General features: G+C 74.6%; 10 protein-coding genes. All 10 read right to left on the bottom strand.

Going from position 1 to position 19,876, the window contains the following annotated elements; all coding sequences use genetic code 11:
- Positions 1-17: 17 nt before the first annotated feature.
- The 10 genes from ABGB14_RS04530 to ABGB14_RS04575 all read right to left on the bottom strand — a co-directional run bounded on the left by ABGB14_RS04530 (position 18) and on the right by ABGB14_RS04575 (position 19,860).
- Positions 18-1,397, bottom strand: coding sequence for a condensation domain-containing protein (locus tag ABGB14_RS04530; RefSeq protein WP_347642240.1), 1,380 nt, complete (start codon positions 1,395-1,397; stop codon positions 18-20).
- Complete coding sequence (locus tag ABGB14_RS04535) at positions 1,394-1,663, bottom strand: acyl carrier protein (RefSeq protein WP_347642241.1); 270 nt, start codon at positions 1,661-1,663, stop codon at positions 1,394-1,396. The genes ABGB14_RS04530 and ABGB14_RS04535 overlap by 4 nt, the downstream gene beginning before the upstream one ends.
- A complete protein-coding gene (locus ABGB14_RS04540) occupies positions 1,660-1,902 on the bottom strand; it encodes an MbtH family protein (RefSeq protein ID WP_347642242.1) in 243 nt (80 codons plus the stop codon). The genes ABGB14_RS04535 and ABGB14_RS04540 overlap by 4 nt, the downstream gene beginning before the upstream one ends.
- Positions 1,899-7,394 (bottom strand): amino acid adenylation domain-containing protein, encoded by a 5,496-nt coding sequence (locus tag ABGB14_RS04545; RefSeq protein ID WP_347642243.1) that lies wholly within the window; start codon positions 7,392-7,394, stop codon positions 1,899-1,901. Before ABGB14_RS04545 ends, ABGB14_RS04540 begins: the two co-directional genes overlap by 4 nt.
- 49 nt (positions 7,395-7,443) lie before the next feature.
- Entirely contained in the window at positions 7,444-13,977 is a 6,534-nt protein-coding gene (locus ABGB14_RS04550; protein WP_347642244.1) for an amino acid adenylation domain-containing protein, read from the bottom strand.
- A gap of 70 nt (positions 13,978-14,047) precedes the next feature.
- On the bottom strand, positions 14,048-15,550 hold the full coding sequence (locus tag ABGB14_RS04555) for an AMP-binding protein (RefSeq protein WP_347642245.1): 1,503 nt from the start codon (positions 15,548-15,550) through the stop codon (positions 14,048-14,050).
- 246 nt (positions 15,551-15,796) lie between these two features.
- The gene (locus ABGB14_RS04560; protein ID WP_347642246.1) at positions 15,797-16,189 is read right to left on the bottom strand and encodes a hypothetical protein; all 393 of its coding nucleotides are present in this window, start codon (positions 16,187-16,189) and stop codon (positions 15,797-15,799) included.
- Between the two features lie 211 nt (positions 16,190-16,400).
- Positions 16,401-16,700 carry a muconolactone Delta-isomerase family protein gene (locus tag ABGB14_RS04565; RefSeq protein WP_347642247.1) on the bottom strand — a complete coding sequence of 100 codons (300 nt, stop codon included), beginning with the start codon at positions 16,698-16,700 and terminating at the stop codon, positions 16,401-16,403.
- Between the two features lie 216 nt (positions 16,701-16,916).
- Positions 16,917-17,963: a class I SAM-dependent methyltransferase gene (locus ABGB14_RS04570; protein ID WP_347642248.1), complete on the bottom strand. Its 1,047-nt coding sequence runs from the start codon at positions 17,961-17,963 to the stop codon at positions 16,917-16,919.
- 154 nt (positions 17,964-18,117) lie between these two features.
- Positions 18,118-19,860 carry a DJ-1/PfpI family protein gene (locus ABGB14_RS04575; RefSeq protein WP_347642249.1) on the bottom strand — a complete coding sequence of 581 codons (1,743 nt, stop codon included), beginning with the start codon at positions 19,858-19,860 and terminating at the stop codon, positions 18,118-18,120.
- Positions 19,861-19,876 lie beyond the last annotated feature (16 nt).

Below are 19,876 nucleotides of genomic sequence, written 5' to 3' on the forward strand. Positions count from 1 at the left end.
CCCGCGGCGGCAGGCGTTCATGGCCCGGCCCCGCCGATCCCGCAGAGCCGGGGCACCTCGCCCATCATCACGTCCCCGGCCAGGCTGCGGACCAGCAGCGTCTCGACGGCGAGCAACATCGCCCTGGCCGTGTCCCGCCGCAGACAGGCGGTGTCGACGATGAGGCTGAGCTGACCGGTGTCCGTGGCCGTCCCCACGGTGAAGAACACCTTGAACCGCACCCCCGGCCACGCGTCCGCGACATGGAGACGGGTCTTCCCGGTGAGCCCGGCCACGTCCTCGTCGGAGCCGGCGCGCGGCAGGCTCGGCCAGGAGCCGGCGCCGCGCCGGTCGTTGAAGAACGCGTCGAGGTCCGGCTCGCGACCGCGGCGCCGCCCGACCTCCTCCCGCATGGCCCGCATCGCGAACGGGTCGTAGTGCGCGTTGCGGTAGGCCACCAGGGCGTTGCGCTGCGCGGCCCGGCACGTCGCGGCGAAGTCGGTGGCGGGCAGGTCGAGCACGAACAGGCCGTCCTGCCCCACGGTCCCGACCATGGAGCGGGTACGCGCGTCGCGCCGGTTGCTGTGCACCAGCTGCATGACGGCCCGCCGGCGGCCGCTCACCTCGGCGAGAACGGTGGCGCACGCGGCGAGCAGCACGCTGGTGGTGCCGATCGTCCAGCGCGCCGCCAGCCGCTCCGCCGCGGCGGCCAGCGCCACCGATTCCATGCCGACCTCGATGAACCGGGGCTCCTCCGGCTCGTGGGGCGCATGGTCGAACACGTCGAGCGGCACCTCGTCCAGCACGGAGCGCCAGTGGTGGATCGAGCGCGCGGAACGCGCCTGGAACGCCTCCTCGCGCTCCAGGACCGCCTGGTCCATGGGCTGCCACGCGGGCGGCGGCAGCTCCTCACCCCGCAGCAGCGCCCGCCACTCCGCGGACAGCAGGCCGAGCGCCTGGAAGTCCACCGCCAGGTGGGAGAAGACGAACGCCAGCGCCTTCGGCCGGCCGCCGTCCAGCACGACCACGCAGCGCAGCGGCAGATCCTCGCCGTGCGCGAAGACCGTCCTGCCCAGCTCGCCGGCGATCCGCTCGGCGGCACTCAACGGGCGTTCCCGCCCGGCCTCCACCAGCTCCACGGTCAGCTCGCCGCCGCGCGCCACCCGCTGGACGGGCCCGTCCGGAGTGCCGGCGAACGTGGTGCGCAGGCTCTCGTGCCGTTCCATCAGCGTGCGCAGCGCCTCCAGCACGGCGGGCAGGTCACGCCGCCCGTAGACGGGCAGCACCCACGGGCAGTTGAGGAACGACTGGCTGTCCCCCATCAGGTGCACGGCCCGCCACATCAGCCGCTGCCCCCACGTCAGGGCCGCCTCGCCCGCCCGGGGCCCGCCGAACGTCACCGTGGCGCGCCCGGTCACGCCGGGTCTCCTTCCAGGAGCGAAGCCAGGGCGGCGGCAAGGGTGGCGACGTGCTCGAAGGACGGCAGATCGCCGCGCAGGTCGACGTCGACGCCGTACGCGTCCTCGATCTCGTCGATGAGGTGGATGCGCGCCAGCGAGGTGAGGCCGAGAGCCGAGAGCGGATGCTCGCCCGCCAGCACCTCCTCGGCGCTGATCTCGCCGCCGGACACGCCGGCGATCAGGTCGGCCAGCTCCCGCTCCAGCCGTCCCGCGTCCGCCGTCACCACGCACCCCCGGGGGCGTCGCCCGCGGTGTCGCCCCCGGTGTCGCCCCCGGCGTCCTCCTGGCGCAGCCGTACGCTGCGCGGGCGCATGTCGCGCCAGACCTGGTCGATGTGGCTCAGGCACTCCTCCTTCGAGCCGGCGAACCCCTCGGCCCGCCACCCGTCAGGGGGCTGCCGGTCGGCCGGCCACAGCGAGTACTGGTCCTCGTCGTTGACGACCACCTGGTGTCGTTGCGTCACGGTGCTGCCTCCGTCGTCGTCTTCTCCAGCGGCTTCGTGGGGGTGGCGCCGCGCAGGGCCTGGACGCCGACGAGGTCGTCGGCGACGGCGTCGGGCACGTCGCGGTCGAACCGGGTCAGCGCCGGGATCCGCATCGCGACCAGCGCGATCACCAGGATGGCGACGCCGAAGAGCACGTACATGAACCCGATGCCGCGGCCGGGACCGGTGCCGATGAGCGCGCCGACGGTAGGCGCCAGCGCGCCGCCGTCGAGGAGCAGCGGGTCGAGTACGGAGGCGGCGTACGGGGCGACGAGGCCGAAACCGATCGGCAGCGTGGACCAGGCGACGAGCGTGTTCATGGCGAACACCCGGCCGTGGAACCGCTGGGGCACCTTGACCTGCACGATGGTGGCGTAGATGCCGTTGAGCAGGGTCAGCCAGGCCGTCATGCCGCACACGCCGGCGGCGATCACCACCAGGTCGGCGCGTACGCCGGTGACCAGGCAGAAGACGCCCAGGGCCAGCGTGCACAGCAGCACCCCGCGCAGCCGCAGGCGGCGCGGCCCACCCCAGACGATCATGATGAGCGCGCCCGCGAACGTGCCGACGCCCGCCAGGAACGAGATCCGGCCCACGTCGGGGAGCCCCGCGAACGACAACACCAGCGGCCCGAACATCAGCAGCAGCGGCGAGAGGAACACGTTCAGCACGACGAAGAACAGCAACATCGCGCGGAAGCCGCGGTGGCCGAGCGAATAGCGCAGCCCGCCCAGGATCTCCGCCTTCATCGACTCCCTGCGCCGCCACGGCATGCTGCCGGGGAAGCGCACCACCAGCAGCACGGCGATCGCGACCGCGTAGCCGGCCACGTCCAGCAGGAGGATGCCGCCGAGCCCGACGGTGGCGAGCAGCCCGACCGCGAAGATCGGTACGAGCAGCTGGGCGGTGCCGTTGCCCAGTTGCATGATGCCGACCGCGTGCCCGAGATAGACCTTGGGCACGAGCTGCGGCATCGCCGAGAAGTACGCGATGCGCTGGAACGTGAGCGCGACCGACAGGCAGCCCAGCAACGGGTAGATCATCTCCGCCGACAGGTTCCCCGTCCACAGCAGCACGCCCATCGTGAGCTGGATGGCGAACGCCGCGACGTCGCCCGCCAGCATGACCGTGCGCCGGTTCGCCCGGTCGACGATCGCACCCGCGAGCGGCGCGACCAGCATGCCCGGCACCAGGCCGACCACGGCCATCAGCGCGAACTTCGCCACGGAGCCCGTCGTGGTGTAGATCCACAGGGGCACGGCGAACTCGGTCAGCGCCGACCCGGTCACCGACACGAGCTGGCTCAGCGCGACGGCCAGGAACCTCGGGATGCTCGGCTGGGCTCCCGCCGGAGCGCGCGGCGTGCCGGAGCGTGACACGTCGTGCAGCCACCACGTGGCGCCGGGGTCGCGGTCCCGGGGCGGCTCGTCCAGCGCGTCATGGGTGGCGGTGATGATCGCGGCCAGCTCGTCCGCCCGATATTTCAGGAAGAAGTGGCCCGCCTCCGCGAGCACCACCACGGCCGACGTCGACGACAGGAAGTGCCATTCGCGAAAACGTTCCTCGTAGTAGTCGGTCGCCGGGTCCTCGCTGCCCACGATGCTGATCACGGGCGCGTCCAGCCGTTCGGTGCCGGCCGCGAACAGGCGCGTGTAGTAGTCCTCCGCCTCCCGCGAGTCGCGGCGCATGTTCCGTACGATGCGGCGGGCCTGCGCGGGATCCACCTCGTTCATGTCGAGGCCGAGCGAGATCAGCCAGTTGACGTAGCGCTGGTCGCCGCGGAGCCGCTCGGCCTCGGCGAACCGGGCGATCCGCGACAGCAGCGCGCCCTTCGGCCGGGCGAACGGGAAGATCCCGCCGATGTAGACGGCGACGAGCCGCCGGCCCGCGGCCTCCAGCCTGCGGGCGATCTCCACGGACAGGGCCGAGCCGACGCCGCAGTGCCCGTACAGCGCGACCGGCCCTTCGACCTTGTCCAGGATCTCCCGCACGCACCCGGCGGCCAGATCGTCGAAGGACGACGTCTCCTCGTCCACGCCGACGTCGTGGCCGGGGATCGCCACCGACCACAACGCGTTCCCGTCGGGCAGGGCGTCGGCCAGGGGCTGGTAGACGACGGCGCTGCCGCCGCCGTACGGCACGCACACGTACGTCAGCACCGGCGGCGTGCCGCGCTCGGGCGTCAGCCGGTGCAGCAGCGTACGCGGCCCGCGCCGCTCGGCCGGGGTGTCGGCCAGCGCCGCCAGCTCGCGCACGGTGCGGTGCTTGAACACGTCCATCACGCTGACCCCGGCGCCCGTCTGCGCCCGCAGCCGCGCCACCACCTGCGTGGCCAGCAGCGAATGGCCGCCGAGGTCGAAGAAGTCGTCGTGCACGCCGACCACGTCGAGACCCAGCAGGTCCGCCCAGATGGCGGCCAGGGCCGCCTCGGTGGGAGTCCCGGGCGCGACGAGCTCGACGCCGGCGTCACGGCCGGCGACCGGAGCGGGCAGGGCCCGGCGGTCCAGCTTGCCGCTCGGGTTGAGCGGCAGGGAGTCCAGGGTGACGTACGCGCTCGGCACCATGTAGTCGGGCAGCGTGCGCTTCAGCCCGGCCCGCACGGCCGCGTGGTCCGGCGGCCGGTCGTGCGGCCGGTCGTCGGGCCGGTCGTCGGGCTGGCCGCCGGGCTCGTCGTGCGGCCGGCCGGGCGGCTCGTTCTCGGGGGTGTCCGGGACGAGGTAGGCGGCCAGGCGGTCCTCGCGCACGACCACGGCCGCGTCCCTGACCCCGGGCAGCGCGCGCAGCGCCGCCTCGATCTCGCCGAGCTCGATCCGCAGGCCGCGCAGCTTGACCTGGCCGTCCAGCCGGCCGAGGAACTCCAGCGCGCCGTCGGGGCGGCGCCTGGCCAGGTCGCCGGTGCGGTAGAGCCGCGAGCCCGGCGGTCCGAACGGATCCGGGACGAACCGCTCGGCGGTCAGCCCCGGCCGGTTCAGGTACCCCTGGGCCAGTCCCGCACCGCCGATGAACAACTCGCCCGGCACCCCGACCGGCACCGGGGCCATCGTCGCGTCGAGCACGTGAAGGGCGGTGTTGGCGATGGGCGCGCCGATCGGCACCCGGGCCGCCGAGGCGAGCGTGCCGGGCAGGCAGTGCCAGGCGGACACGTCGACGGCCGCCTCCGTGGGGCCGTACAGGTTGTGCAGCTCGGCTCCCGGCAGCGTGGCGACGCAGCGGCGGGCCAGGTCGGCGGGCAGCTCCTCACCCGAGCAGATCACCCGGAGCAGCGAGCCGCAGCCCGCCGCCCCCTCCTCGCCGAGGAACACCGCCAGCATCGACGGCACGAAGTGCGCGGTGGTCACGCCCTCGGTGACGATCAGCTTGCGCAGGTACGCCGCGTCCTTGTGGCCGCCCGGCGTGGCGAGCACCAGGCTCGCGCCGCAGCGCGGCGGCCAGAACAGCTCCCACACCGACACGTCGAAACTGAGCGGCGTCTTCTGCGCCACCACGTCGCCAGGGCCCAGCCCGAACCGCTCCTGCATCCAGTCGAGGCGGTTGGCGATGCCGCCGTGCGTGTTCGCCACGCCCTTCGGCCGGCCGGTGGAGCCCGAGGTGTAGATGACGTAGGCGACGTCGTCCGGCCGCACCGCGGGAAGCGGCCCGGGGCCGCCGGTCCAGGCGTCCGGGTCGTCCAGGTCGAGCGTGACGGCCGCCGTTTCCGGCAGTGACGGGCGGATCGTGCTCTGGGTGAGCAGGACGGCCGGCGCGGCGTCCGCCAGCATGAACGCCACCCGCTCCGCCGGATAGCCGGGATCGACCGGCAGGTACGCCGCGCCGGCCCTGAGCACGCCCAGCAGCCCGGGCAGCAGCTCCAGCGAACGCTCCGCGCAGACGGCGACCACCGAGCCGGGACCCGCGCCGAGATCGCGCAGCGTGTGCGCGACCCGGTCCGCCCGCGCGGAGAGCTCGGCGTACGTCAGCGACCGCCCCTCGAAGCGCACCGCGACCGCGTCCGGCGTGAGCGCCGCCTGGGCCTCGATCCGGCCGTGCAGGGTGGCCTCGCCGGGGAACCTCCAGGCGGTGTCGTTCCAGCCCTCGACGACCAGGCGGCGCTCGCCGGGGGAGAGCAGGTCGATCTCGGACAGCCGCAGCCCCGGCCGGCCCGCCACCTGCTCCAGCAGGGCGCGCAGGTGCCCGGCCAGCCGCTCGATCGTGGCCGCGTCGAACAGGTCCTTGTTGTAGACGAACATCCCGCCGGAGCCGTCGCCGACGTAGAGCTCCAGGTCGTAGCGGGTGGCCCAGGAGTCCACGGGGAAGTCCGCCACGGACAGCCCGGCCGGCGCCTCGACGGAGGCGCCACGGTAGTTCTGCATCGCGAGGATGACGCCGAACAACGGCGACCTGGACACGTCACGGGGCAGGTCCAGCTCCGCGACGAGCTGCTCGAACGGCAGGTCCTGGTGGGCGTACGCGTCCACGGCGGCGTCGCGCACCCGCTCCAGCAGCTCCGCGAACGCCGGGTCGCCCGACAGGTCCACCCGCATGGTCAGCATGTTGACGAAACAACCGATCACGCCGTCCAGCTCCGGAACCCGACGGCCGGCCACCGGCGAGCCCACCGCGACGTCGTCGGTGCCCGCGTACCGGCCGAGCAGCGCGGCGAACGCGGCCAGCATCGTCATGTACGGCGTCGCGCTGTGCTCGCGGCCCAGCCGCGCCAGCGCGGCGGCGACCTCGGCGTCCAGCGGGAACGTGTGCGCCGCGCCGGCGTAGGTGCGCTCCGGCGGTCGCGGCCGGTCCGCCGGCAGGTCCAGCGGCTCCAGCCCGGCCAGCCGTTCCCGCCAGAAGTCCAGGTCGCGCCGCGACGGCGGCAGGCCGCGCTGCCAGGCCGCGTAGTCGGCGTACTCCACCTCGGGGGCGGCCGGCGCGGCGCCGTCGTAGCGGGCGAACACCTCGCGCAGCAGCAGGTCGGCCGACCAGCCGTCGGCGGCGATGTGGTGCACCGCGATCACCAGCACGTGGTCGTCGGCGGCCAGCCGTACCAGCAGCGCCCTCGCCACCGGCCCGGCGGCCAGGTCGAACGGCGCCGCCAGGAACTCCTCCGCCCGTGCCCTGGCGCCGGCCTCGTCGGGAGCGTCGCTCACGGTCAGCGGCAGCGTGCCCCCTTCGGCCAGCTCCACCCTCGGCCGGCCGTCCCACGTCGCGGGGAACCGCGTGCGCAGCGCGTCGTGGCCGGCCGCCACCGCGTCGAGCGCGGCGGCCAGCGCGGGCACGTCCAGCGGGCCGCGCAGCCGCAGCCGGATGGGGATGGTCAGCTGCGTGGTGCCCGGCGCGAACTGCTCCAGGAACCACAGCCGCTCCTGCGCGTGCGACAGCGGCGGCTCCCCGGAGGGCCGGGGCGGGACGGTACGGCGGGGCGCCGCCGCCGTACCCCGTCGCAGCCGCCGCGCCAGTAACTCCTGTTTGGCGCCGGAAAGGGCATCAGGGCGCGTCACGTACTCTCCTCCGCGTCGTCCGGGCGGTTCGCCCGTCCGCGTGCCTCGTTCATCCCGGCACCTCCGTCTCCAGCAGGCGGGCCGCCTCCGCGTCGGACAGGCCTGACAGCTGCTCGATCAGCAGGCCCTCGACGGCGGACGCGAGCCCCGCGACGGTCGGCTGGTCGAACAGGGTGCGGATCGGCACGTCGACCTCGACCGCGTTCCGCAGCAGCGCCGCCGCCCTGGTCGCCAGCAGCGAGTGGCCGCCGAGGGCGAAGAAGTCGTCCAGCGCGCCGATCCGGCCGGCGTCCAGGCCGAGCACCTGTGCCCACACCTCAGCCACGAGCGTCTCGGCGTCCGTACGGGGCGGCACGTGCGCGGGGGCCGGCTCGGGCGCGGCCTGCGGCAGGGCGGACACGTCCACCTTGCCGGCGATCGTCAGGGGCAGCGCGTCCAGGCGTACCCAGCCGCCGGGGACCAGGTGGGGTGGCAGGCTCGCCGCCAGGCGCCGGCGCAGCTCGTCCGGCTCGGCAGGCCCGGTCACGTACGCCACCAGGCGTTCGCCGTCCGCCCGCACCGCCGCCTGGCGCACCCCCGGGCAGGCCAGCAGCGCCGCCTCCACCTCCCCGGGCTCCACCCGGAAGCCGCGCACCTTCACCTGGCCGTCGAAACGGCCCAGGAACTCCAGGTTCCCGTCCGGTCGCCACCGCACCCGGTCCCCGGTCCGGTACAGCCTCGACCCCGGCGGGCCGTACGGGTCGGGCACGAACCGCTCAGCGGTCAGCGCGGGAGAGCCCGGATAGCCGCGGGCCAGCCCGGCGCCACCCAGGCACAGCTCGCCGGGGGCTCCGGGAGGCACGGGCTCCCCGCCGGGGCCGAGCACACGCGCGGTCGCGCCGGCCACCGGCCGGCCGATGGGCGGCCGGCCGGCGCCGGCGGCGCCGAGGACGGCCGCCGTCGCGACGATCGTCGCCTCCGTCGGCCCGTACGTGTTGATCAGCGTGACCGCGTCGCCGAAGCGGTCCCGCCACCGTGCCACGGCCGCGGCCTGCGCCTGCTCGCCGCCGATGATCATCAGCCGCAGCGCGTCCGGCCAGGCCACGTCGCCGGGCGCCTCGGTCAGGCGGTGCCAGTACGCGGTCGGCAGGTCCAGCACGGTGACCTGACGGCCGTGCGGGGTCCGCAGCACGTCCGGCAACGTGAGGGCGCCGCCGGGGAGCAGCAGCACGGACGCGCCCGCCGCCAGCGCCGGGTACAGCTCCTCCGCGTGGGCGTCGAAACCGAGGGACGCGAACTGCACGACCCGGTCGTCCCGGCCCAGTCCGTACGCCTCCCGCATCCAGCGCACCCGCGCGGCCAGGGCGCCGTGCTCCACCAGCACCCCCTTCGGCGTGCCCGTCGAACCGGAGGTGTAGATCACGTAGGCCGGGTCGCCCGGCTCGACGCTCTCCCACCCGCCGAGCCACCGCCCGTCCCCTCGGTCCGGCCGGCCGGCGGGGACGAGCACGGGAACCGTGCTCCGCATCAGGGGGGCCAGCGCGGCGTCGCTCACCACCAGGCGGGCGCCGCTGTCTTCGACGAGGAAGGCCAGCCGTTCGCCGGGATGATCGGGATCGAGCGGCAGGTACGCGCCGCCGGCCCGCCAGACGGCCAGCAGCGCGGTCACCGCGTCCACCGACCGAGGCAGGCACACGCCGACCACGCACCCGTCGGCCACGCCGCGCCGCCGCAGCGCCGCCGCCAGCCGCGCCACCCTGGCGTCCAGCTCCGCGTAACTCACCCGCTCCTCGCCGCACACCAGCGCTGTGGCTTCGGGCGCGGTGGCGACGACCCTCGCGAAGAGTTCCGGCACCAGCCCGGCCGCCGCGTACCCCGGCTCCGGCATGCCGCCGGCCGGGCGGTGCACGTCGGGGGCTGGTGCGGGCGAGCCGTGGCCCGGTCCAGTCGTGTGGTGAGGGGGTGCGGTGGCGCGGGCGGCCAGGGCGGCCGTGTCGGCGCCGGTCAGGAGCGGGAGCCGGGAGACCGGGGTGCAGGGGGCGTCCGCGATGCCGCGCAGCAGCACGGTGAAACGGTCCGCCAGGCCCTCCGCGGTGGCCGCGTGGAACAGGGTGGAGTCGTAGCCGAGCACGGCGCGCAGCCCGTCGTCGTCCCGCCAGGTCTCCAGGGACAGCGGGAACTTGGCCTGCCGGTACCCGCCGTCGAACAACCGTACGTCCAGCTCGCCGATCCGCTCGGGCGGGGTGCCGTCGCCCGCCTGGCTGTGCAGGATGATCATGGTGGACAACAGCGGGTTGCGGTGGAGGTCGCGCGGCACGCCGAGCTCGCCGATGAGCCTTTCGAAGGGCACGGTGCGGTGGGTGTGGGCGTCGAGCACGCCGCGGCGGGTGGCGGCCAGCAGATCGCGGAAGGCCGGATCGCCCGAGAGGTCGCCGCGCAGCACCAGGGTGTCGGTGAGATAGCCGATGACCGGCTCCAGCTCCACCCGGTCACGGGACGCCCACGGCGTGCCGACCAGGACGTCGCTCTGGCCGGTGTGCCGGGCCAGCAGCACCTGGTAGGCGGCCACCAGCACCATGAACAGGGACGCGCCGTGCTCCTGCGCCAGCCGGTCCAGGCGCTCCACGACGTCCTCGGGGATCCGGAACGGGTGGAAGGCCCCCACGGGCCGTTCCACGCCCGGCTTGTCGGCGGGCAGGTCCAGCGCGGGCGGGTCGGCCAGGCGGCGCCGCCAGTACTCCAGCGACTCACCGGCCGCCGCGCCGGACTCCCGCTCGCGCTGCCACAGGGCGACGTCGCCGTACTGCACGGGCAGGGGCGCGAGAACGGGCTCGCGCCCCTCGACCTCGGCCAGGTAGAGGGCGAACAGATCGTCGAACAGCACGCCCAGCGACGCGCCGTCCGCGATGATGTGGTGCAGGGCGAAGCAGAGCACGTTGTCGTCGCGGCCGAGCGCGAGCAGGCTCACCCGCAGCGGCGGCGACCCGGCCAGGTCGAACGGCGCGTTGGTGCGCTCGGCGACCAGCCTCCTGGCCCGCTCCTCCGCGCCGGGCGAGCCGGTCAGGTCGAGACGCTCGACCGGCACGGGCCCCGGCGGGTGGACGACGGCGACCGGCCCGCCGTCGACGTCGGCGAACGACGTGCGCAGGCTCTCGTGCCGCGCCACCACCGCGTCCAGCGCGGCCTGGAGCGCGCCGGTGTCGAGCGCCCCGCGTAACCGGAGCACGAGATACATGGTGTACGACGCGTCGTCCGGGTCGAACCGTTGCAGGAACCACAGCCGCTCCTGCGCGGACGACAACGGCGGGTTCGTCCCCGCCGGCCGGGGCCGGATCTCCTGCCGGGCGGCGTGCCCCTCCCCGCCGGCGCCGGTGTCCTCCTCCCGCAGGCGGGCGATCTCCTCGACGAGCCCGCCGATCGTGGGGTCGTCGAAGAAGGCGTCCAGCGACACCTCGACGCCGAGGCTCTCGCCGATCCTCGCGGTGATCTGGGTCATGGTGAGCGAGTGGCCGCCGAGGTCGAACAGGTCGTCGCCGATGCCGATCTCGTCCCCGTCATCCAGTTCGAGCACCTCCCGCCAGATCCGGCGCACCTCGTCGGCAGGCCCGTCCTCGCCGACCCGGCCGGGGCTCCCGGCTCCCTCGATCCCCCCGGCCCGTTCGGCCCGGCCGGCGTCCTGGGGCGGACCGGTGGGAGGTGCGGCGGCGGGGCGGGGCGCGGAGCCGGGAAGGGCGGCACGGTCGAGTTTGCCGACGGGGGTCAGCGGGAGGCCGTCCAGCAGGACGTAGGCGGCGGGCGACATCGCGGACGGCAGGGTACGGCCCAGGTGGGCGGCCAGCGCGGCGGGCTCAGGGGCCTGGCCGGGCGCGGGCACCACGTACGCGACGAGGCGGTGATCGTCGGGCCCCTCGCTCCTGACGATCACCGCCGCCTCGGCGACGTGCGGGTGTTCGCGCAGCCGCGCCTCGATCTCGCCGAGCTCCACCCGGTGGCCGAGCAGCTTGACCTGGCCGTCCGCCCGGCCGAGGAACTCGATCTCGCCGTCGGCCCGGTAGCGGGCCAGGTCACCGGTCCGGTACAGGCGGGCGCCGGGCGGCCCGTACGGGTCGGGGACGAACCGTTCGGCCGTGTGGCCGGGCCTGCCCCGGTACCCGCGCGCCACGCCGGCGCCGCCGACGCACAGTTCACCCGTGACCCCCACCGGGACGGGACGCAGCAGGGCGTCGAGGATGTGGACCTGGGTGTTGGCGATGGGCCGGCCGATGGTGACCGTCTCGCCCGGCTCGCCGGCGGTGCTCCAGATGGTCGTCTCCGTGGGGCCGTACACGTTGACCACCCGGTCGAAGCGGGTGCGCAGCTCGGCGGCGAGCCGGGGCGGCAGCGCCTCGCCGCCCGCGAGCGCGGTCGTCCCCGAGAGCCCGCCGGGCAGCAGCAGCCGCCAGACCGACGGGGTGGCCTGCACGTGCGTGACGCCCTGCTCCGTGGCCAGCCGGGCCAGCGTCTCCGGCCGGCGTACGGCGCCGCGGGGGGCGACGACCACCCGGCCGCCGGTGATCAGGGGCAGGTAGAGCTCGAGGGCGCTGATGTCGAAGGCGGGCGAGGTGAGGGCCAGCCAGGTGTCGCCCGGCCCGGCGCCGAGCCGGTCGCGCATCGCGAGCAGCAGGTTGGCGAGGTTGCCGTGGCCGACCTCGACGCCCTTCGGCCGGCCGGTCGAGCCTGAGGTGTAGATCACGTACGCGAGGTCGCCGGCCGACGGCGGCCGGGGCGGCGGGGCCGGCGGGCCGGTCCGCGGTTCGTCGCCTGCGGCCGGCGCGGGAGGCCGCGGCGCCGTACGACGCCCGCCGGTGACGGCGCTCCCGTGCTCCTCGCCCACGACCAGCACGGGCGCCGGCAGGTATCCGGCCGCGGTCGTCTCCGACAGCAGCAGCCGCGGCCGGGCGTCGGCCACGATCATCGACAGCCGCTCCGCCGGATGGCCGGGGTCGAGCGGCAGGTACGTGGCGCCGGCCTTCAGCACGGCGAGCAGGCAGACCGGCAGCAAGGAAGAGGGCGGCAGGTGTACGGCGACCAGTTCGCCGCGCTCCACGCCCGCCTGCCGCAGCCGGTGGGCGAGCCGGTCGGAGGCGGCGTCCAGCTCGGCGTAGGTGAGCGAGCTGCCCTCGAACGTCACGGCGGGCGCGTCCGGGCGGGCGTCCACCTGCGTGGCGAACAGTCCCAGCAGAGTCGCTCCGGCGGGATAGGCGGCCGCCGTGTCGTTCCACCCGGTGACCATCAGCCGCCGCTCGTCGCCGGGCAGGACGTCCAGGTCGGCCAGGCGTACGCCCGGGTCTTCTGCCGCGTGCCGCAGCAGGGCGCGCAGGCCGCCGGCGAACCGGGTGGCGGTGCCGCGGTCGAGGGCCGCCGGGTCGAAGCGCAGGCTCGCGGCCGGCCCGCCGGGCCCGTCGACGACCTGCAGGTGCAGGGCGTTGCGCGATCCTCCGGCGAACATCATGCGGTCGACCGTGACCTCCAGGCCGGGGAACTCCGGCTCGGACGCCGTCTCCCGCCTGCGGTAGCTGATCGACACGGGAAGGACGGCCGGAGGCCCGCCGAGGGCGCGGGCGGGCGGCACCTCGCGGAAACGGTAGAGCTCGCGCAGTTCGGCCCGTACGGCGCCGACGTGCTCGCGGAACGGCTGCTCGCCGGCCGGGCGGGACGACACGGGCAGCTCGGTGACGAACGGGCCGATGTGCTCCCGGGTCTCGGGCCCGCGCGTGGTCACGTCGATCGCCACCGCCACCGTCCCGGCACCGCCGCCCGCGTCGTTTCCGGTGTCGCTGTCCGCGCCGCCGCCCGACCCGTACCGGAACAGCAGCGCGTGGACGGCGGCGAGCAGCACCTCGAACGTCGTCGCCCCGGCCGCCCTCGCCACCTCGGCGGCGTGCCCGCCCAGCTCGCGGTCGACTCCGGCGCCGATCTCCACGCCGATCCCGAACCGGGGCGTGGGACGCAGCGGCCCCGGCAGCACGATCCGGCCGGGCTCAGCGGGGCGCCGAGCCCAGAACTCCTTGGCGGCGGGCAGCGCGCCCGCGACGCGCTCGTGGCCGGCGGCGGCCGCCTCGGCGAAGGACAGCGGCCGCACCCGTGGGTCGTGCCCGTCGCGGCGGGCGGCGTAGCAGCGGGCGAGGTCCCGTACGAGGATGTCCTTCGACATCCCGTCGAAGACGAGGTGGTGGGCGACGAACAGCAGCAGGTGCCGCGCCGGCCCGGCGGGCGCGAGGGTGAACCGGGCGGTCGGCCCCGTCTCCAGGTCGAACGGGCGGGCGATCTCGTCCGCGACCAGCCGGTCGAGGGCGTCGCGCCCGGCCGGAGCGGCGAACGTCACGGGAGGCTCGGCGGCGGGGGCCAGGCGGAGCTCGTCACGCTGCCGCACGACGGTGGTGGCCAGCACGGGGTGCCGGGCGACCACGTCGGCGCACGCGGCGACCAGGGCGGCCACGTCGAGGTCACCGTGGAGCCAGAGGGCGAGCGGCATGTGGTACGCCGGGCCGGCGCCCATGTGCGCGCCGATCCACATGCCCTGCTGGGCGAAGGTAGCGGGAAGGCTTTCCTGGCGGTGCGTCATGTGCATTCTCTCTGTTCCGTCCGCTGGCCGGGCCGCCGTTTCATGAGCCGGCCGGCGCTGCCAGGGGGTCTCACGGGGAGCCGGCCGCCGGAGGCGGGTCCGTGGGGCCGAGCAGGTCGAGGAGCCGGGGCTTCACCACCTTTCCGACGTGGTTCTTCGGCAGCTCGGGCAGGAACAACAGCCGGCTCGGCAGCTCGTGCCCGGCGAGCCGGTCGAGCAGGAACGTGCGCAGGTCGGCGGCCGTGACGGGGTGGCGGGTGACGACGGCGGCGCCGGTGACGCGGCCGAGCACCGGGTGCGGGATCCCGACCACGGCGGCCTCGGCGACCGCGGGATGCTCGTACAGCGCGGCCTCGACCTGCAGTGTGGAGACCTTGTGCGCGCCCGACTTGATGACGTCGCTCTCCCTGTCGACCAGATAGAGGTAGCCGTCCTCGTCGAGGTAGCCGACGTCGCCCATGCGCACCCAGCCGTCCTTGAAGACGTCGTCGGTCAGCCGCCGGTCCCGGTAGTAGGCGCGGGTCCCGGCGGGGGAGCGCAACCAGACCTCTCCCTGCTCGCCGGGCCGGGCGGGCCCGCCGTCCCGGCCGACGATCTTCAGCTCACCGCCGGCCGAAGGGCGGCCCACCGACGCGGGCCTGGCCGGGTCGACGATCATCACGGTCTGCGCCGGTGCCGCCTCGGTGGAGGTGTAGTAGTTGACGATCGTCGCCTTGGGGAACGCCTCCGCCATGCCCGCGGCCACGGCGGGCGGCAGGCCGGCCGCGGTGGAGCCGAGGAGCCGCACGCTCGACAGGTCGTACCTCTCCCGCACCCCGGCGTTGAGCAGTTCGATGGCCATGGCGGGCACGACGAACACCGTGCCCACGCGGTACGACTCGATCAGCCGCGCGAAGCGGGCCGGCGTGAACATCGGCAGGGTCAGCGCGGCGGGCCGGGCCTCCAGGGCGTTGACGAGCATGGTCTGGCCGGCGTTGCTGCCGATCGGGAACGCGTGCAGGAAGTGCCGGGAGTGGGCGAGTTTGCGACGCCGGGGGTTCGTGGTGACGCCGTAGGCGAGGTTGGCGTGGGTGGCGCCGACGCCCTTGGCCCGCCCGGTCGTGCCGGAGGTGTAGATGATCTGCGCCAGCGCGCCGGGGGAGACGCCGCGCCGTACGGGGGTGCCGTCGCCGCCGAGCTCGGCCGCGACGGCCTGCCACACGCCGACGTCGGGCGGTTCGGCGCCGGAGCCGTGCAGGACGGCGGTCACGGAGCAGTCGGTCAGCGCGTGCCGCACCTCGGCGGGTGCCAGGCGGCCGGACAGCGGTACGGCGACGCACCCGGCCCGCATGACGCCGCACCACGCGGCGGCGAAGTCGATCCAGTCCCGTTCGTCGAACAGCAGCCCGACCCGGTGCCCTGCCGGCAGCCCGCGGTCGATCAGCGCGTGGGCGATGGTGTCGGCGCGCCGGTCCCAGCCGCCGAACGACAGCTCCCCGGCCCCGGCCACCACGAGCGCGAGACGGTCGGGCTCCTCCTGCGCGCGGCGTGCCAGCACGTCGGGGAGCGTGAGCCGGGGGTCGTGACCTACCACGATCGTTTCCCGAAAAGTTTCGACACCATGATCTGTTCCCTGATCTGCAGCATCGGCGGCATCGGCAACATCGGCGGTCCGCGCGCACGATCCAGGCCGGCCGACGCCCCGGATCGCTCTTCTTCTCCGGCAGAATAGGCAATTCGGGGGCCGATGCAACAGGGAAAATTTTAATCTGTAGCCGAAACTTTCGATTGCGGGGTCTCGTCCAGGGCCACGAAAGTGGTGGCCGAAGGGCCACCGGGTTCAGCGGCGCCTGGGCCAGGCTCGGAGTTCCGCGGGCGTCCTGACGCGCTGGCGGCACCCGTCCCACGCGATGCGGCCCAGGTTGATGTGGCCGGTGCAGAAGCGGAAGCCGGTGATCCTGGTGAGCCAGGTGCGGCGCGTGCGGCAGCCGCCCTGGGGCGCCTGGGCGGTCCACTCCTGGTCGCGGGTGGTGGTGTACTCGGTCCTGATGGAGGTGTCGTCGCGGACCTTGTCGCACACGGTGATCCGTTTGCGGTCGGCGTCCACCAGGACGGAGCCTTCGCGCGCGTCGTAGGTGGCCACCCGGGGCCCGTCACCCGCCAGGGCGGGGGCGGCGGCCAGAGCGAGTGTCGCCGCGGTCGCCGCGGTAGCGGTGAGGACGCGCTCGAGCATGTCTGACTCCCTTGTCCGCAAGAGCCCGGAGCGCTCGCCGTGTCGTGGGTGTTGGTTCCGCTCCGGGAAGAAAGGCGTGAACTCACCCACTGTGACCGCTCATGGAGGGAGAAGTCCCGCAGGCCGGCACGCTCCCGAGAGGGCTTGGCCAACACTTGGCCGGCCCGGCGGACGGCCCGGATGCTCTATGCCAGGAGCAGGATGACTCGTGTCACTTTTGTAAGCCGCGAGGCTCCTTCCGCTCCTGCGGGTGGGTGGCCAGGGCCTCGACGGTCACGTCCATCCACTTCCACATCGGCAGCGACGCCAGCGCGTCGTGCAGCTCGGCCGGGTCGCCGGCCTCGTAGAGACCGACGGTGGCGTTGCGGCCGGGAACCCGCCACAGCCGCTTGAGCACGCCCGCGTCGCGCAGCTCCTGGGCCCGCTCGCGTTCGGCGCTGCGCAGGCGGTCGCGGGTGTGGTCGGGCGTGTCGGGCGGCAGCAGGTTCTCCGTGCGCACCAGGAATTCCATGGCTCTCCTGTCGACGGGGCGGCGACGTCCTGGCCCACCAGTAGAACCGGACGCGTGAGCGCGTGTCGTCGGGCATCGGAACCGGCCTCACCGCGACAAATGTCCGATGTGGCGGCGGGATCCCCTGCGGTAGGCCCGGCCCCCCGCCAGGACGGCGTCACGTACGTCACCGCGAAGGAGTACGGCCTGTGACCTCCGGGCGGCTGGCGCGCCCGCCTAAGGGCGCACCTCGTACACGAGGTTGAACGGCGTCCGCGCCGCCTCGCGGAACCGGGTGAAGCCCGCCTCCGTGACGACCTCGCGGATCGCGGCGCTCCCGGCCTGCGCGCCCAGCGCGTACCCGCCCGGCTGGGACAGGGCGCTGGGCACGCAGAGGAACGTGGACGCGCTGTAGTACAGCCGCCCCAGCGGGTGGAGGTTCTCCTCGACCCGGTCCGCGGCCAGCGGCTCCACCAGGAGCCACGTACCGTCAGGAGCCAGCGCCCCGCGCACCCGCCGGGCCGCGCCGAGCGGGTCGCCCATGTCGTGCAGGCAGTCGAACATCGCCACCAGGTCGAAGTCCGTGCCGCTGAAGTCCTGTGCGCCGGCGACCTCGAAGCCGACCCGGTCGGCCAGCCCGGCCTCCGCGGCCCGCTTGCGCGCCAGCGCGATCGACTCGGTGTGGTAGTCAGAGCCGAGAACCGTGGTGCGCGGGTACGCCTTGGCGAGCAGCAGCGACGACGAGCCGAGGCCGCAGCCGACGTCGGCGACCCTGGCCCCGGCGGTGAGCTTCGCGTCGACCCCCTCCAGCGCCGGGATCCAGTGCGGGATCAGCTCCGCCGTGTACCCCGCGCGGAAGAACGCGTCGCACCCGACGAAGACGTCCTCGTCGTGCTCGTGCCAGCCGACGCCGGCGCCCGTGCGGAACGCCTCCGTGATGCGCGGCTCCGAGCGCAGCATCCCCAGGGCGATGAGGAACGCCGCCGGCACGTTCGGGCCGTCCGGGTCGGCCAGGCAGAACGCCTGCTCCTCGCTCAGCGAGAACCGGCCGGTCTCCGGCTCGTAGCCGACGTACCCGCCGGCGGCCTGGCCCCGCAGCCACTCGGTCAGGTAGCGCGGGTGGCAGCCGGTGCGCTCGGCGAACTCCTCGGGTGTCGCCGGGCCCTGCGCGAGCGCGCGGTAGAGGCCCAGCCGCTGGCCGACCACCACCGAGCCGGCGGCCTCGGTGGCCGCCATGTCGGCCACGACCCGCCCCAGGAACTCGTTGACCTTCTCGCGGTCCATCCCCGTCTCCTTCCTGTCAGGCCGGCTTCCACCGGTCTCGACCCCCAACGTCGGCACATGCCCTGACATGGCCAAGGCACGCGCCGGGCGGCCAGGGTTCCGGGCAGGGTTCCGGGAGCGGGAGGTCAGCCCGCGCGCAGGAGCGACTCGCCCATCAGTGGCGCGTGCGGATCCGGCGGACCACCAGCCGGGCGACCACGGCGGCGGAGCCCCCCAGCAGCACCAGCACCAGCAGCACGATCGTCGCCGGCCACGGCCAGGCGCTGCCGCTCAGCCCGACGCCGGCCACCGGATACTCCAAGGTCTTCGCCGTCCAGCGGGCCGTCTGCACGTCGTACGTACGGGCGATGTCGCGCAGCACCGGATCGAACGCGAACTCCTCCTCGGTGTGGAGGTACTCCGGCCGCAGCCCCGCCACGCCGTCCACCGCCTTCGCGCGCGCGGCGTCCAGTCCGGGCACGAGCAGGCGGTCGAGCCCGTCCGCCGCGGCCGCGACCGTCGAGCGCGGCACGAAGGTCAGCCCGTGCCTGGAGCGGAACGGCCCGTCGCCCAGCGCGACGGTGCGCCCGACCATGGCGTGCTCGGTGTACGAGATGAACGCGGAGGCCAGCTCCAGCTCCCCGATGCCGCCGGCGACCCGGATGCCGATGGACGAAGGCCCCGGTTGGTAGGAGGAGTTGAGCGCGACCACCACGTCAGGCGGCTGGAGCTCGGACGCGGGGATCCGCGTGGAAGCGCCGGGGGAGTAGTGCCGCCAGTGCACCCTGCGCGCCGCCTCCCGCGCGGTGCCGGGGTCGACCAGCCGTTCGAGCACGCGCAGGGCGCCGTCGATGCCGGACAACACGCCGGCCGTGGTGATGAGGTTCCCGTCGTCGACGTAGCGCACGCCGGTCACCCACCCGACACGGGGGAAGTCGTCGCGCAGCCCGGCCATGCGCAACCAGTGGGAGGTCGCGGGCCTGCCGTCCAGCAGCCCGCTGGCCGCGAGCGTGCGAGCCCCGTTGCAGACGCTCATCGCCACCGCGCCGGCGGCCGACTGTTCCCGCAGCCAGCGGGTGATCGAGCCCAGCTCGGCGGGGCCGGGGTCGTCCATGGCGGGGACCACCATGGCGTCGAGCTTGTCGTTCCGGTCGCTCAGCAGCCGCGCGAGCCCGCCGAAGGTCAGGTCGGGCACCAGATCCAGGCCGCCGGTCAGGGGCGCCGGCCGCGAGCCGGGAGACACGACGTAGGTGTTGACCCGGCCGGTGCCCGCCAGCACCTCGTACGGCCCGAGCAGGTCCGCCACGTTCGTGCCGCTGCCGCCGGCCAGCAGGGCCACCGTCGGCTTGGCCGGGTCGTGCTCCTTCGGCGCCGGCCGGACGGTCACCGCGTCCGCGCGGGCCGTGTACAGGTCGCCGAACTTGCCGACGGTGTTCACCGCGGAGACCGCGCCGGGAAGCAACAGCGCCGCCAGGACGACGGCCGTCCCGCGGAGCCACCTGCCCCGGAACCTGAACCGGTGCCGGGGATCCGCGTACTCCGCGCGCCGCCAGATCATCGCCGCCGCCAGAAGCGCCATCGGGATCACATGCCCGATGAGCGTCACCGGACCGGCCGGTAACACACCGAGCCAGAAGGGAACGAGCAGCACGGGGAACGGCAGGAACACCGCGAGGCTCATCTCGGCGATCCGCGGCCAGGCATGCCGGCGCACCAGCATCCAGAGCGCCACACCGGCGGCCATGCCGGCCGCCATGAGCAGGAGGTAGACGTCGAACCGGGCGACCTCCAGCACCGAGATCCACAGGGGGTCGAGCAGCACCATCCCGAGGGCCGCCGCGATGACCAGTTCGAGGTAGTGCCAGACGAGGCGGGCGGCGGTGCGTACCCCGCCGGGACGACGTTCGTGGTTCGTCATGCCGGGCTCCTGACGT

The sequence above is a fragment of the Nonomuraea sp. B10E15 genome, assembly GCF_039871615.1.
Lineage (GTDB): Bacteria > Actinomycetota > Actinomycetes > Streptosporangiales > Streptosporangiaceae > Nonomuraea.

What these genes read in the sequence shown, in the direction of transcription:
- ABGB14_RS04560 (WP_347642246.1), bottom strand. Translation starts at nt 16,189, where the DNA reads ATGCTCGAGCGCGTCCTCACCGCTACCGCGGCGACCGCGGCGACACTC.
- ABGB14_RS04570 (WP_347642248.1), bottom strand. Translation starts at nt 17,963, where the DNA reads ATGGACCGCGAGAAGGTCAACGAGTTCCTGGGGCGGGTCGTGGCCGAC.
- ABGB14_RS04565 (WP_347642247.1), bottom strand. Translation starts at nt 16,700, where the DNA reads ATGGAATTCCTGGTGCGCACGGAGAACCTGCTGCCGCCCGACACGCCC.
- ABGB14_RS04575 (WP_347642249.1), bottom strand. Translation starts at nt 19,860, where the DNA reads ATGACGAACCACGAACGTCGTCCCGGCGGGGTACGCACCGCCGCCCGC.
- ABGB14_RS04550 (WP_347642244.1), bottom strand. Translation starts at nt 13,977, where the DNA reads ATGACGCACCGCCAGGAAAGCCTTCCCGCTACCTTCGCCCAGCAGGGC.